We start from the raw sequence: 15234 nt of genomic DNA, 5'->3' as shown, positions 1-15234 counted from the left end.
CCATATTCAATGAGACAAAAGATAAGGGTGTGGCCTTTACCAAGCTGGCGCACTGGTACAAACAAGTCGAGGATACAGGTTTTAAAGCCTTCAATACAGTAGCCAACAGTATACAGCTAAATTATAGGTCGATCTTAAACTACTTCCAAAATAGAAGCACAAACGCTTCAGCAGAATCTTTTAATGCAAAAATAAAGGCCTTTAGAAGTCAATTTAGAGGAGTGAAAAATGTCGAATTTTTCCTGTATAGATTAACTAGAATATTTGTCTAGTCCACAACAATTAGGCATGATCCCCTATTGCCTCGTGATCCCGTTCCTGTAGATGCAATTCCAGATCTTGGAGAAAATCAGCAGATCGTCTTTACCGAATGGCCCGGCCGCTCGCCGCAAGACATCGAGGACCAGATCACCTATCCGTTGACAACTTCACTTCTGGGTATTCCAGGAGTGGAATCCATTCGAAGTACTTCGATGTTTGGGTTTTCGAGCATCAACATTATATTTAATGAAGATGTAGAATTCTATTGGTCCCGTACCCGAATTCTTGAAAAGATCAATTCTCTGCCTTCTGGTCTTTTACCTGAAGATGCCCAACCAACTCTGGGACCCGATGCAACTGCACTAGGCCAGGTCTTCTGGTACACCCTGGAGGGAAGGGATACAGCAGGAAATGTTACCGGTGGCTGGGATCTCCATGAGATAAGATCGGTGCAGGATTACTACGTAAAACTCGGCTTAAGCGGAGTGGAAGGAGTTTCTGAAGTTGCTTCTGTGGGAGGCTTTGTTCAGGAATACCAGGTGGATGTAGATCCCGATGCTTTGAAAGCTTTTAATGTAGGGATCGATGACGTAATGATGGCGGTCAAAAATTCCAACCGCGATATTGGTGCCAAGACGATAGAGGTGAATCAGGTGGAATATTTGGTTCGTGGTCTGGGCTACATTGAATCCCTCGAGGATATCGAAAACACTGTAGTCGCAGTGAACGACAACACGCCAATACTAATTTCGGATATTGGAGTCGTCACTCTTGGACCTGCCGAAAGACGTGGTATTCTCGACAAAGCGGGAGCTGAAGTGGTCGGCGGGGTTGTAGTAGCCCGGTATGGATCTAATCCTTTGGCGGTAATTAATAACGTAAAGGAGAAGATTGCAGAGATCGCTCCCGGAATGCCGACAAAAGTTCTGGAGGATGGCACTGTAAGCAGGCTTACCGTAGTACCTTTCTACGACCGTACCCAACTTATTCAGGAGACACTGGGAACCTTGGAAAGTGCCCTTTCCGACGAGATTCTCATCAGTATAATTGTGGTGATCATCCTGGTGCTCAACCTTCGTGCGTCCATTCTTATTTCAAGTCTGCTGCCCATTGCCGTACTAATGACTTTTATAGCCATGCGCTACTTTGGAGTGGACGCAAATGTGGTGGCACTTTCGGGGATAGCCATTGCCATTGGGGTAATGGTCGACGTGGGGATTGTGTTTGTAGAAAATACGTTGCGTCACCTTGAATTTGATGAAAATAAGGATGCCGGTGGGGCAAAACTGCTGCGCGTCATAAGAAATGCTACTATTGAAGTAGGACCTGCCGTGACAACTGCGCTTGCGACTACAGTCGTGAGTTTCCTGCCGGTGTTCTTTATGGAGCATGCCGAAGGAAAATTGTTCCGCCCCCTGGCTTTTACAAAAACCTTTGCGCTTATAGCCGCGTTTTTACTCGGGGTGATCGTACTGCCAATGTTGTCTTATTATTTTTTCTCTTTAAGGCTGAAAAAAGAAAGGGTCAATCGAATCTGGAATTATGGTTTAATAGCCGGCGGAATTATTCTTTCCCTACTCTTCGGAATGTGGCTTCCACTTGCGCTTTCGGTAATAGGAATCTTGAGATTGCTGGAGCCCCAAAGCCGTGGCTTCCTTGGAAAATATTCTAAAGAGATCTCCCTTTTCATCATCCTGGCGGTGACTATATTTTTTCTTACGACACATTGGATGCCACTCGGTGTACGGAATAGCATTATAGAAAATTACCTTTTTGTGATCATTTTGCTGGTGATCACTCTGGCAGCACTTTTGGCTATTGTGAAGTATTACGAGAATATTCTCACCTGGTGCCTGGAGAATAAAAAAACCTTCCTCGCCTTACCAATCGTCACTATTCTTATTGGATTATTGATTTGGCAGGGCTTTCCAAAAATCTTCGGATTTGTAGCCGAAGGAGCAGAGGAAATTGGTTGGGATATAAGAGAATCTGACGGCTGGATAGCAGCTTCCGAAACTTTTCCCGGAGTCGGAAAAGAATTCATGCCCACCCTTAATGAAGGAAGCTTTCTATTGATGCCTACTTCGATGCCACACCTTGGGATCGAAGGTAGTAAGGAAGTACTGCAAAAGCTCGATATGGCAGTGACCAATATTCCTGAAGTCGAAGTTGCCGTTGGAAAACTGGGCCGGGCAGAAACAGCTATTGATCCCGCGCCTATTTCCATGTATGAGAATGTCATTAATTACAAGCCGGAATATATCCTGAATGAAGAAGGAAAAATGCAGCGCTTTAGAGTAGATGACGACGGAAATTTCATTCTGAAGACGGGGGAAGCTATTCCACATGAAAAGGCAGTACTTCGGAATATTTCTGCAAAAGACCTGGTGGCCGATGAAGATGGAGAATATTTCAGAAACTGGAGAGATCATATTTTAAGCCCCGATGATATTTGGGATGAGATCGTGCAGGTCACCAGATTACCCGGAGTAACTTCAGCACCTAAACTGCAGCCTATTGAAACCAGACTTGTGATGCTGCAAACGGGGATGCGGGCACCAATGGGCATCAAAGTCTATGGACCAGATTTAGAGACGATTCAGGAGTTCGGATTTGAGCTGGAAGAGATACTTAAGCAAGTGCCTTCAGTAAAAGAGGAAGCAGTTTTCGCCGATCGTATTGTAGGAAAACCATACCTGGAACTTGACATTAACCGGCAGAATATTGCCCGCTACGGTCTAAGCATTGAAAAAGTGCAGCAAACCATTGAAACTGCCATTGGCGGTATGGAGATCACCACCACAGTAGAAGGTCGGGAACGTTATCCGGTGCGGGTGAGGTATCCACGGGAGCTACGAAATTCGCCCGAGGAGATCGAGCGTATTTTGGTGCCAACACCCACCGGAGCACAAATTCCGCTGGGACAGCTCGTGGATGTACGCTACGTAAAAGGGCCACAAATGATCAAGAGTGAGGACACGTTTTTGGTTGGCTATGTGTTGTTTGATAAAAAAGAAGATTTCGCCGAAGTGAACGTCGTTAATGATGCCCAGGCCATGATTGCAGCAAGAATTGCAACCGGAGAGCTTGTTGTCCCTCCGGGAGTGAGTTTTGAGTTTTCCGGAAATTATGAGAATCAGGTGCGGGCTGTTAAAAGACTTGCCATAGTTATACCTATTTCCCTGGTGATCATCTTTCTGTTGTTGTACTTTCAGTTTAAGACTGTAATTGCTTCTACGATCCATTTTTCGGGGGTATTTGTGGCTTTTGCCGGTGGATTTATAATGATCTGGCTTTATGGGCAGCCGTGGTTTATGGACTTCAGCATTTCGGGAATGAATATGCGGGACCTTTTCCAGATGGGCACGATCAATTTAAGTGTGGCAGTGTGGGTAGGTTTTATTGCCCTCTTTGGGATCGCAACAGATGATGGCGTGCTTATGGGAACCTATATTCACCAGGTTTTTGAAAAGCGCGATCCGCAAACCGTACCTGCAGTAAGAGCCGCAGTTTTGGAAGCTGGAAGAAAAAGAGTGCGGCCGGCGATGATGACCACAGCTGTGACCATTATTGCTTTATATCCTGTGTTGACCTCCACCGGAAAAGGTGCTGACATCATGGTGCCCATGGCTATCCCTATTGTGGGAGGAATGGTAATCCAGATCATGACAATTTTCGTGGTGCCCGTACTTCAGGCAATTTGGCGGGAAACTGTAGTGACAAGAAACGAAAACAAAATAACTGAAGGATGAAAAACTCTTTAAAAATACCCTTTTTGACAGGTCTGCTTTTTCTTCTTTCGGGAAGCATGAATGCCCAGACCCTGGAGGACTATCTGCTGATCGCTGCGGAAAATAATCCGAAAGTGAAGGCTGCTTATTCCGAATTTGAAGCTGCGCTGCAGGAAGCACCACAAGTGAAAAGTCTGCCCGATCCAACACTTACCGTATCGGCCTTCGGGCAGATGGTGGAGACACGATTGGGACCGCAGGAAGCACGTTTTTCACTGATGCAGATGTTTCCGTGGTTTGGAACCCTGGAGGTGCGGGAAAATGTGGCAATTTTAATGGCCGAAGCAAAGTTTCAGGCTTTTTTGGATGCTCGCAATGAGCTTCTGTTGCAGGTGAGCAGCAAATATTATGAGCTGTACGAACTTGAACAGCAGCTTCAGTTTCAGCAGGAAAATCTGGAGATTCTTCAGAATTATAAAGATCTCGCCCTGTCGCGTGTGAGTGCAGGCAGCGGAGCATTATCTGATGTGCTGCAAGCCGACCTGCTTCGGAATGAATCTGTAACCGGCCTGGAAGTCATCCGGCTCAGACGGGAAGTGCTGCAAGCCCAGTTCAATGCTTTGCTGAACAGGGAAATATATGAAGCAGTAATTGTGCCGGATGAAATAGAAATACTTCCTGAAAATGCCTTTTTTGACACCTTTGTTACAGGCAATCCTCAACTTGAGGAAATGGAGAAGATGGCGGCTTCGGCACGGGCAAGGGAAGAACTTGCGAAGAAAGAAGGAATGCCCAATATAGGAATTGGAGTTGATTACGTGATTGTTGGAGAAAGAATGGATATGGCAGTGGAAGACAACGGCCGCGATGCAATCATGCCTATGCTTTCTATTAGCTTACCAATTTTCCGGGGGAAATATAGAGCAGCACGCAAACAGGCCGCTTTTATGGCCGAAAGTTATGAGCAGCGAAAAGAAGGTTTGGAAAACCAACTTTTAGCAGAAATTGAAGTAGCACTGTTTGAAGTAAAGGAGGCGAGGGCCATGCTGGCTTTATATGAGCAACAGGTAGAAAGTTCTAAACAGGTGCTCAATTTACTACTTTCCTCTTACCGGAATGCGGCCTCCAATTTTGAGGAAATTCTAAGAGTACGACAGGAACTTTTAAAATATCAGCTGGCAGTAGCAGAAGTAGAAGCGAACTACCTTACAGCGCTGGCAAAAATCGATTATTTATTGGGTAAAACTTTGGAAAATGACAAACAAAAATAAAAATATTCTAATTATCGCCGGCACCCTTATAATAGGAGTTCTTTTGGGCTGGCTGTTCTTTGGAGGCAGTGATGACACCGCAGTTCATGATCACAGTGCAGAAGCCGGACAGGAAACTATATGGACCTGTTCCATGCACCCACAGATTCGCGCTGCAGAACCGGGTAAATGTCCCATTTGTGGGATGGATCTTATCCCGCTGGAGAGTTCAGACGTAGTAGAGAATCCCAATGCAGTGCAAATGACCGAGTATGCGATGAAACTCGCTAACATTCAGACGCAGGAGGCGGGAAATACTTCTGTGGAAAGAGAACTGCAATTAAACGGAAAAGTAGCCGTAGATGAAAGGATCTCCTACACTCAAAGCACGCACGTGCCGGGAAGGATTGAAAGATTGATGGTGAACTTTACCGGAGAGGAAGTGCGGAGAGGCCAGGCGCTGGCAGTGGTTTATTCTCCGGAATTGGTGACGGCCCAGGAAGAATTGCTGCAGGCATACGCCATCCGCAATTCTCAACCTGAACTTTTTGAGGCGGCTAAACAAAAGCTGCGCAACTGGCGGATTGGGGAAAACCAGATCAACCGTATTATTGAAAGCGGGGAAGCCACCGATCGTTTTACTATTACTGCCGATGTAAATGGTGTAGTTACAGAGAAAATGGTGGAGCTGGGAGATTATGTGGAGCGGGGAATGCCGCTTTACCAGATCGCCGACCTGTCAAAAATGTGGGTTCTATTCGATCTTTATGAACGGAACCTTGGAATGGTAGATCTTGGCGATACTATAGAGTTCACAGTAGCCTCTATTCCCGGGGAAACCTTTACAGGAACTATAGACTTTATAGACCCCATTATAGATCGACAAACAAGAGTAGCCACGGCAAGAGTGGCAGTGCCTAATCTTGATGACAGGTTGAAGCCCGGCATGTTTGTTTCCGGAGTAGTCAGCGGAGACGGCGGGGAAGCGGTTTCAGGATTGACCATTCCGCGTTCTGCAGTATTGTGGACCGGTAAACGCAGTGTAGTGTATGTCAACGAAGGTACAGCATCAAATCCCCTGTTTGTAATGCGGGAAGTTGTACTGGGACAGCTTTTAGGAGCAGCTTATGTCGTGGAAGAAGGACTTTCTCCCGGAGAGGAAATTGTTGTGAACGGTACCTTTACCGTAGACGCTGCAGCTCAACTGGCAGGTAAACCAAGCATGATGAATCCCGGCACGGTTACACCGCAAAGTCCGCAAATGGATATAAGGCAATACCTCAAAGACAGCGCCTATGACTTCAGGCTGCAGGTTTCGGGGGAGTTTCAGGAGCAGTTAGGGGAGCTGGTATCAGACTACCTGCAGCTCAAGGATGCCCTGGTTGAAGGGGAAGAGGAAGAAAGCGTAACTTTGACACGTCAGTTTGCACAAAGACTTCAGGAGATAAATGCAACCGGATTAGCCGGGGAAGCAGAAGAATTCTGGCAGGAGAAAAAGAAATTCCTTTTGAAACATTCCGAAGAAGGACTCACAGAAGACCTTTCAAAGCAAAGGGAGAATTTTATTTATTTATCTGAAGCTATGATCAAAACCGTGGCAGCTTTTGGATTACAAGACAAGACGGTTTATGTGGATTACTGTCCTATGGCAAATTCAGACAAAGGAGCTTACTGGCTGAGCGACATAGCCGAAATAAGGAATCCATATTACGGTGAGGCAATGCTTAGCTGTGGAGAAATAGTAGAACAATTAAAATAAATCAATAACAATTAAAAACCAGAAAAATGAAGAACACAAAAATCACAATGTTAGCCTTAGCAGGAGCTTTTCTATTTGCTTCCTGTGGAGAGACTAAAAAGGAAAATGAAGTCGAGGACGGTGCAATGCCAATGCAAAACGAAATGCACATGTCCGAGACCGATGAACACGATATGGGTGACGTAGACGGCATGCATGAAATGGCAGGTAACCTGGATGACGGTCAAACACGTGAAGTTAATTTTAGCGATGATCGTATCGCTGGTGTTTACGGGCATTATACGCACATAAAGACGGCTTTGGTCAATACAAATGCAGAGGAAGCTCAAAATGGTGGAGAGATGCTGGTAGAAGCTCTGGATGGCGTGGAAAACAACACTGAGGCGCTACAGGCTGCACAGACTATTGCAAATTCTGAAGACGTGAATGAGCAGAGAACCGCATTTTTAGATCTTTCTGCTGCAATGGAAGAGCTTTTGACCGGTGCAATTGCTTCGGGAGAGATCTATAAGCAATATTGCCCCATGGCATTTGATGGACAGGGTGGAGCCTGGCTTTCATCTTCTGAAGAGATTCGTAATCCTTACTACGGTGATAAAATGCTGAAGTGTGGTAGCGTTCGCGAAACTATTCAATAGGCGCAAGTGAAGCTTTTTATCAAAAATATGGTTTGTAACCGCTGTAATATGATGGTGAAGTCTGAACTCGAAAAGTTCGGGCTTCACCCGCTTACAGTAGAACTGGGTATGGCCGAAGTGGAGCGCGAACTTTCTGCTGAAGAAAAGAAGCTTCTGAATGAACGCTTTGTAAGGCTCGGTTTTGAACTTATTGATGATAAAAAGACCCGATTAATCGAGAGCATCAAAACTGCGGTGGTGGAATTAATCCGCAACCCCAATTACCTTCCAAAAATGACATTTTCAGAATATCTTTCTGAAAAATTCCACCATGATTATTCTGCCCTAAGCAAACTCTTTTCTGAAGTTCAGGGCATGACCATTGAACAATATGTGATCATCCAAAAGATTGAACGAGTGAAGGAACTGCTGGTCTACGACGAACTTTCCCTCAGTGAGATTGCGTTTCAGCTGAATTATTCAAGTGTATCGTATCTTAGTAAGCAGTTCAAAAAAGTAACGGGATTAACTCCCACCCATTTTAAGCAGGTAAAGGAAAATAAACGCATTCCTCTGGACAAGCTTTAGAATCTTACCACAAATTTCCAGAATTGTATAACATCTCCGCTTAAGATCCTGCGAACTTTGGGATGTAAAAGTTAAGGAAATGGAACATACTTATAAAATTACCGGCATGACCTGCAACGGGTGCCGTGCGCATGTAGAAGAAACTCTTCAGGTAGTAGACGGAGTAAAGAATGCCTCAGTCAATCTTGAAACAGGGGAGGCAATCGTGGAAATGGAACGGCATATTCCATGGGATGTTTTTGAAACTGCTTTGCAACAGGGTGGTGGTAATTATCACATTTTAGCTCCCGGTACTTCTGAAGAAAATTCCGCAGATAAAGGTCTTAAAAATGACACTTCTAAAGTTGCTTCTGGAATGACCCACACTTATAATATCACCGGTATGACCTGCAATGGTTGTCGGACTCATGTTGAGGAGACTCTTTCTCAGGTTGATGATGTCACAGAGGTAAAGGTAAATCTTGAAAACGCTGAAGCTGTAATAAAGATGCAGCGGCATATTCCTGTAGATGTTTTTGAGTCTGCATTACAGCAGGACGGTGGCAACTATCATATTTCAACACCCGATTCAGAAGGGGAGGAACTCATGTCGCACAAATACCAGATCACGGGAATGACCTGCAATGGCTGCCGAACTCATGTAGAGGAGACGCTTTCAAAAGTTGATAGGGTTACAAAGGTTGAGGTGGATCTTGAAAAAGCTGAAGCTGTGGTCACCATGGTGCGGCATGTGCCTTTGGAGAAGTTTCAGGAAGTGCTGGAAAAAGATGGTGGCACTTATAATATTTTTCTTCCGGGGCAGGATATTTCTGCACCGCCTAAGCCGAAAAAACCCAAAGGAAAAGGGACAGGAACTTTTTATTGTCCCATGCATTGTGAAGGAGATAAGACCTATGATCAACCCGGAGACTGTCCCGTCTGCGGAATGGATCTGGTGGAAGAAGTCAGCTTAAAGGCGGACAAGCCACTTTATACCTGCCCTATGCACCCCGAGGTTGTCGAGGATGAGCCGGGAAGTTGTCCTAAATGCGGAATGGAACTGGTGCGCATGGAGCCTGAAGCTTCTGCCGAGCAGAAGTCTTACAATAAGCTGCTCAAAAAGTTTAAAATAGCAGTTGCCTTTACCCTGCCGATATTTATTATCGCCATGGGAGAAATGATCCCCGGCAATCCTATTTACAACTGGATGAGTATGGAAGCCTGGAATTGGGTTCAATTCGGTCTTTCTCTTCCGGTGGTGTTCTACGCCACCTGGATGTTCTTTGAAAGGGCATGGAGATCTATCGCTACCTGGAACCTAAATATGTTTACTCTTATTGGGATTGGTGCCGGAGTGGCCTGGCTTTTCAGTGTTTTTGGAATGTTATTTCCGGGATGGTTTCCAGAGCAATTTCTTACCGACCACGGAACCGTGCATGTTTATTTTGAAGCTGCAACTGTTATTCTGACCTTAGTACTTTTAGGGCAACTCCTTGAAGCCAGAGCCCACAGCCGCACGAACTCGGCTATAAAAGAATTGCTGAAATTAGCTCCAAATAAAGCAACAGTTGTGGTCAATGGAGAAGAACGCGAAATTCATACAGACGAAATTCAGGTTGGGGATATCCTAAGGGTGAAACCGGGTGACAAGATCCCTGTCGATGGAAGTATTCAGAAAGGCCAGACGAACATTGATGAATCCATGATCACCGGGGAACCGGTGCCTGTAGAGAAAGTAGAAGGAGATAAGGTGACTTCAGGAACTATTAACGGCAACAGGAGTTTCACTATGAAAGCGGAGAAAGTAGGGGATGAAACCCTACTTTCCCAAATCATTCAGATGGTAAATGATGCCAGCAGGTCGCAGGCGCCAATCCAAAAGTTAGCCGACAAGATTTCCGGATATTTTGTGCCGGTAGTGGTGATCATTTCGATAATTACCTTTATTGTTTGGGCTGCATTAGGACCGGAGCCGAGCTATGTTTACGCTCTCATAAATGCCATTGCAGTTCTTATCATTGCCTGTCCCTGTGCTCTTGGTCTGGCCACTCCAATGTCTGTTATGGTGGGAGTTGGGAAAGGTGCTCAAAATGGTGTGCTTATTAAGAATGCGCAGAGTCTGGAGCAAATGGACAAGATCGATGTGCTCATCATTGACAAAACCGGAACCATTACTGAAGGAAAACCTTCAGTAGAAAAAGTGATGGCTTCAGGAGAAATTTCAGAAGAAAAGCTGATCTCTTATCTGGCTTCTATAAATGCACAGAGTGAGCATCCCCTGGCAGAAGCTACTGTTCGCTATGCAAAAAAACATGACCTTAAATTTTCCGAAGCTTCAGATTTTGATGCTGTAACCGGAAAGGGAGTTACGGGAATTTCCGAAGAAAAAAAGATTGCAATAGGAAATGACAAGTTAATGAAGGAGATTAATGCTGAAGTGAGCAAAGAACTTCAGCAGCAGGTAAAAGGGGAACAGGAACAGGGCAAAACAGTTTCCTTTATCGCTATTGACGGAAAAGTGGCCGGATATGTTACCATCACAGATCCTATTAAAGAAACGAGTCGACAGGCAATTAAAGACCTTATTGATGAAGGCGTTGAGGTATTGATGATGACCGGGGACAATGAAGTAACGGCATTGGCCGTGGCAAAGGAGCTCCATTTATCAGGTTTTAAGGCGGGAATGTTGCCGCAGGATAAAATGGAGGAAGTCACGAGGCTTCAACAGCAGGGTAAAAAAGTTGCCATGGCCGGTGACGGGATTAACGATGCGCCCGCACTTGCAAAAGCAGATATTGGAATCGCCATGGGAACCGGGACCGATGTAGCTATCGAAAGTGCAGAGATCACTCTTGTAAAAGGCGACTTACACGGCGTAGTAAAAGCAAAAGCTTTAAGTAAGAAGGTGATGAAGAATATTAAGCAAAACCTGTTCTTCGCATTGATCTATAATACTCTTGGGGTGCCAATTGCTGCCGGATTACTTTATCCTTTCTTTGGAATTTTGCTTTCTCCAATGATTGCAGCACTGGCTATGAGTTTCAGTTCGGTGTCTGTAATTGCCAATGCGCTAAGGCTTAAACGGGCTGAAATAGAGTAGTTATAAAATGACATTTTGGAAACCTTATAAAATAGAAAATCTGAAATTATTTGAAGTTATCAATATAAACTAAATAAGATGCAGCAATTTCTTGAGAATTGGGGAGAAGCCGCCCATACAACAACCGGTTTTTTCTGGATGGCCTTATGGGCATTCATATTAGGATATTTAATTAGCAGCCTCATCCAGGTATTTGTGACCGAAAAGAAGATGAAGGAAACCATGGGCGAAGAAGAAAAAAAAGGGGTGCTACTCGGCACCTTTTTCGGTTTTATAAGCAGCTCCTGTAGTTTCGCAGCTCTTGCCACCACTAAAAGTCTTTTCAAAAAGGGTGCTGCTTTTGTTTCTTCAATTGCCTTTCTCCTTGCTTCTACTAACCTTGTCATTGAGCTGGGGATCATTATTGCAGTTTTTCTTGGTTGGCAATTTGTAGTTGGCGAGTACGTAGGAGGGATTCTTCTTATTTTAATTAGCTGGCTGCTTATCCGCCTCATTAACCCGAAAGGTCTTATTAAAAAGGCGCGGGAGCGACTGAATAAGGATGAAGATGAAGACGAGAAGGAGGCCGATAAGTCCTGGAAGGAAAAAATAAAGTCTGAAACAGGTTGGGCCAAGGTGGCGAAGCAGTATGGAATGGAGTGGAAGATGGTATGGAAAGATGTCACCATAGGTTTTACTATTGCCGGAGTAGTGGCCGCTTTTGTTCCGGATTCATTTTTCAGAACGTTATTCATCAATAGCGGACCTGATGTTTCCAGCTTTTCTTTTCTAACCGTAGTACAGCATATCATTGTTGGTCCTGTAGCTGCTTTTCTTACTTTCATTGGCTCTATGGGGAATATCCCGCTTGCTGCACTTTTGTTTGGAAAAGGAGTGAGTTTTGGAGGTGTTATGGCTTTTATTTTTAGTGACCTTGTAGTTTTTCCGGTACTAAGGATAAATGCACGGTATTACGGCTGGAAGATGTCCCTTTTCATTCTAGGTCTCCTGTTTGCCGCTCTTTTAGGTACGGCTTTAGTCCTGCATTATTCATTTGATCTCCTGAACTTCTTACCAGATCCTCAAGATGTCAAAATCATGTCTGCTGAATATTTTGCAATAGATTATACCTTCTTCCTCAATATTTTATTTTTAATTCTGTCGGGGATATTAATTTACATTGGATTCTTTAAACGGAAGGATGTGAAGTACATGAAGGAAATGGCACCTAAAAGCATGACTCTTGAGAATATAATGAAGTATCTGTCTTTTGCTGCATATGCCTGGTTAGTTGGCGGGTTGGTTGTAAAATATTTTATTCTTTAAAGAAAGAATATTATGTCAACAGAGAGAGAGGTCGGAGACAGAAAGCTGCAGTAACCTTGAGCCTCAAAAATAGCATTTTTGAAACTCTACAAAAATATAAGAGCCGGACAATCGTCCGGCTCTTTTTTATTAATGTTCAACAGATTAACTGTTGGGATCAAGAATAAGATTTACTCTTTCCAAAGCGTCTTCCAGATGATATCTTGTTAGAGTATCATTGCTTCGGCCAATGCTGTTTCGAAGATCACGCTGAAGTTTTTTCAGCTCCCCACGAACAACAGGACGAATATCACTTTGTGCAACATCAACATTTGATCTTGTAACCCATGAGCGGTAACGCGCAGGAATTTCGGATTGTTCTTCGGTCATAAGGTACTCCATGCGATCAATATAAGCCCGCTGAAGGTTTCTACGGTAAGTGTCAATGCTTTGTCCTCTTCTCAGTTCACTCCAAACACCCGATCTCAGGTCCTGCATCATGTCCAGAAGACCGTAGGCACTGCTTCCGTTCATTTCCCTGTTCTCGATCAACCTTGCCATTCTTCCGAAGTCAAGGAGATTGTTTAGCGTTCTTTCCTGAGTGGTTCTGATCCTTTCAACACTACCGTCAAATTCGGTTCTGTTGAAGATTTCCTGATCGATAAGCCATTCGGGAGTAGAGAATAACTCATCCTGAAGGAAATTCATTGCTGTTTTCTGCTTTTCGGGAGTTACGTGAAAATAAACCGCACCTTCCTGATCGTAAGTTTTAGTCTCCTTAATCACACCACCAACATTGGCAGCAACATGTCCCATATAACGGTTATACTGGCTAAGCACCTGCTCGTACATGGTTTCAAGATCATCATAATCTTTACCATCTTCGGCAGTCCATTCGATGAGGTTTGGAACAATTCTCTTCAAGTTTTTAATTCCGTACTGGCTTGCAAGTACAGAATCGTCACCAAGATCTTCTGTTTGAGAAGTAGGATCGATCACTCCGCTTTGCTGAGCTCCAAACCTGTACACAGGATCTCCCGCTTTTTCCAGGATCCAGGAATCAAGAACTTCTTTTTCCTCTTTCCCTACTTTGTCGGGAATTGGCTTGTAGCCCCACATGACCGAATATTTGTCATAAGGACCAATGTTTGGCATCAAAGCAACATCTCCGTCTTCGGGTTGAGCGATATAATTGAACCGTGCGTAGTCCATAATTGAAGGAGCGGTACCGTATTTTTTTGTGAATTCGGGATCCCGCAAAGATTCAACAGGATAGGCAACGCTGCTTCCCATATTATGTGGAAGACCAATGGTATGCCCTACCTCATGGGCAGATACAAACCTAATCAGTCGGCCCATAATTTCATCCTTAAATTCTACTCCGCGGGCATCTTCATTGATGGCTGCAGTTTGAACAAAGAACCAGTTTCTCAACAAGGTCATCACGTTGTGATACCAGTTGATGTCCGATTCCAGAATTTCTCCTGAACGTGGGTCACTAACATGAGGCCCGTTTGCATTTGGAATTGGGGAAGCGAGGTATCTCACCACCGAATAACGAGCATCTTCGGGACTCCATTCCGGATCTTCTTCCACAGTAGGAGGATCCTTGGCAATAATGGCATTTTTGAAACCTGCAGCCTCAAAAGCTACCTGCCAATCTTCAATCCCTTGTTTGATATAGGGTATCCATTTTTTTGGAGTGGCACGGTCTACATAATAAACGATAGGTTCTTTGGGTTCAACCAGTTCCCCACGCTTAAATTTTTCCATGTCTTCTTCCTTCACCTCAAGTCTCCAACGGTCAAGGTAACGAACTGTTTCACTCTTTTGGTTATCTAGTCCGTAATCAATTTGCCCGGTTGTAAACCAGCCCACCCGCTCGTCATAGTATCTTCTTTCCATAGGAACCTTTGGGAGCAGGATCATGGAATTACTCATTTTGACTGAAATGGATCCAGTGCTTGAATTTGAGGGAGGTTCGCCGGCGTTATAAGTTTTGACGTGTCGAATTTCAATATTTTCAGGGTAACTTCTAATAGTATCAATATAAGATCTACTGTCATCCAGACGACTTATCTTATAGTCACTACGACGTCTTTCGGGAAAACCCAGTGCCTTGACATCTTTCTCGTAAAGGTCTGTCACCTTTATTACCGTTGAATTGTTCACAGAATCCTTTCGGACAGCTTCAATGTCAAATGAGAAAAGAATAGGTTCAAAGTTAGAATTCACCACCGCTTCATGTACCGGAAGGGAATCGGCTGCAAAAACATCATAAGATACTACACGTAAAAGAACATTCTTGTTCTTCTTTTCCCATCGCAGCACCTGTTCATTTTGCTTTCCGCCACCAAAGCCTATGCCCGATGCAGTTTGTGCAATTCGGGTCACCATAAGCATTTCACGATTGAAAAGACTGTCGGGAATCTCGTAATAATAATCGTCATCTATTTGATGTACTGTAAAGAGGCCAGCGTCGGTTTTAGCTTCTTTGGTGATCACTTTATCATAAGCCTTGATCCCGTTCTTATCCTTTTCGGAAGGTTTTGTGGCGGTCGCTGTATCTTTTTTCTTTTCAGGTTGAAATACGGCACAGCTTGTTATTGAAAAAGAAAAGAAAACAATAACCAGCCGGAACATTATTCGGTTGTTCATTAAATAG

The 15234-nt window shown here is 44.3% G+C and carries 9 protein-coding genes; 8 read left to right on the top strand and 1 reads right to left on the bottom strand.

Annotated elements, in window-relative coordinates; translation table 11 throughout:
- The 8 genes from H148_RS0102370 to H148_RS0102335 form a co-directional block, all read left to right on the top strand.
- A partial coding sequence (locus H148_RS0102370) for a transposase (protein WP_083961549.1) occupies positions 1 to 272 on the top strand: 272 nt, incomplete at its 5' end.
- 9 nt (positions 273 to 281) lie between these two features.
- On the top strand, positions 282 to 4013 hold the full coding sequence (locus H148_RS17060; RefSeq protein ID WP_051286127.1) for an efflux RND transporter permease subunit: 3732 nt from the start codon (positions 282 to 284) through the stop codon (positions 4011 to 4013).
- Positions 4010 to 5263 carry a TolC family protein gene (locus H148_RS0102360; RefSeq protein WP_029033365.1) on the top strand — a complete coding sequence of 418 codons (1254 nt, stop codon included), beginning with the start codon at positions 4010 to 4012 and terminating at the stop codon, positions 5261 to 5263. The genes H148_RS17060 and H148_RS0102360 overlap by 4 nt, the downstream gene beginning before the upstream one ends.
- Positions 5247 to 7001 (top strand): efflux RND transporter periplasmic adaptor subunit, encoded by a 1755-nt coding sequence (locus H148_RS0102355; RefSeq protein ID WP_029033364.1) that lies wholly within the window; start codon positions 5247 to 5249, stop codon positions 6999 to 7001. The genes H148_RS0102360 and H148_RS0102355 overlap by 17 nt, the downstream gene beginning before the upstream one ends.
- A gap of 26 nt (positions 7002 to 7027) precedes the next feature.
- Complete coding sequence (locus H148_RS18230; protein WP_051286125.1) at positions 7028 to 7639, top strand: DUF3347 domain-containing protein; 612 nt, start codon at positions 7028 to 7030, stop codon at positions 7637 to 7639.
- A gap of 48 nt (positions 7640 to 7687) precedes the next feature.
- Positions 7688 to 8206, top strand: a complete 519-nt coding sequence (locus H148_RS0102345; protein WP_245583375.1) for a helix-turn-helix domain-containing protein — start codon at positions 7688 to 7690, stop codon at positions 8204 to 8206.
- A gap of 79 nt (positions 8207 to 8285) precedes the next feature.
- Complete coding sequence (locus H148_RS0102340) at positions 8286 to 11285, top strand: heavy metal translocating P-type ATPase (protein WP_083961548.1); 3000 nt, start codon at positions 8286 to 8288, stop codon at positions 11283 to 11285.
- A gap of 78 nt (positions 11286 to 11363) precedes the next feature.
- Positions 11364 to 12590, top strand: coding sequence for a permease (locus H148_RS0102335; protein WP_029033361.1), 1227 nt, complete (start codon positions 11364 to 11366; stop codon positions 12588 to 12590).
- Between the two features lie 144 nt (positions 12591 to 12734).
- Here the strand turns inward: H148_RS0102335 and H148_RS0102330 are convergent, their stop codons facing one another.
- Entirely contained in the window at positions 12735 to 15227 is a 2493-nt protein-coding gene (locus H148_RS0102330) for a zinc-dependent metalloprotease (protein WP_029033360.1), read from the bottom strand.
- Positions 15228 to 15234 lie beyond the last annotated feature (7 nt).

Source organism: Salinimicrobium terrae DSM 17865, from assembly GCF_000424665.1.
Taxonomy (GTDB): domain Bacteria; phylum Bacteroidota; class Bacteroidia; order Flavobacteriales; family Flavobacteriaceae; genus Salinimicrobium; species Salinimicrobium terrae.
This window is presented reverse-complemented; position numbering and strand designations above follow the sequence as displayed.

Coding starts and splice junctions, on each gene's coding strand:
- H148_RS0102345 (WP_245583375.1), top strand. CDS start 7,688: ATGATGGTGAAGTCTGAACTCGAAAAGTTCGGGCTTCACCCGCTTACA.
- H148_RS0102360 (WP_029033365.1), top strand. CDS start 4,010: ATGAAAAACTCTTTAAAAATACCCTTTTTGACAGGTCTGCTTTTTCTT.
- H148_RS0102335 (WP_029033361.1), top strand. CDS start 11,364: ATGCAGCAATTTCTTGAGAATTGGGGAGAAGCCGCCCATACAACAACC.
- H148_RS0102340 (WP_083961548.1), top strand. CDS start 8,286: ATGGAACATACTTATAAAATTACCGGCATGACCTGCAACGGGTGCCGT.
- H148_RS18230 (WP_051286125.1), top strand. CDS start 7,028: ATGAAGAACACAAAAATCACAATGTTAGCCTTAGCAGGAGCTTTTCTA.
- H148_RS0102355 (WP_029033364.1), top strand. CDS start 5,247: ATGACAAACAAAAATAAAAATATTCTAATTATCGCCGGCACCCTTATA.
- H148_RS0102330 (WP_029033360.1), bottom strand. CDS start 15,227: ATGAACAACCGAATAATGTTCCGGCTGGTTATTGTTTTCTTTTCTTTT.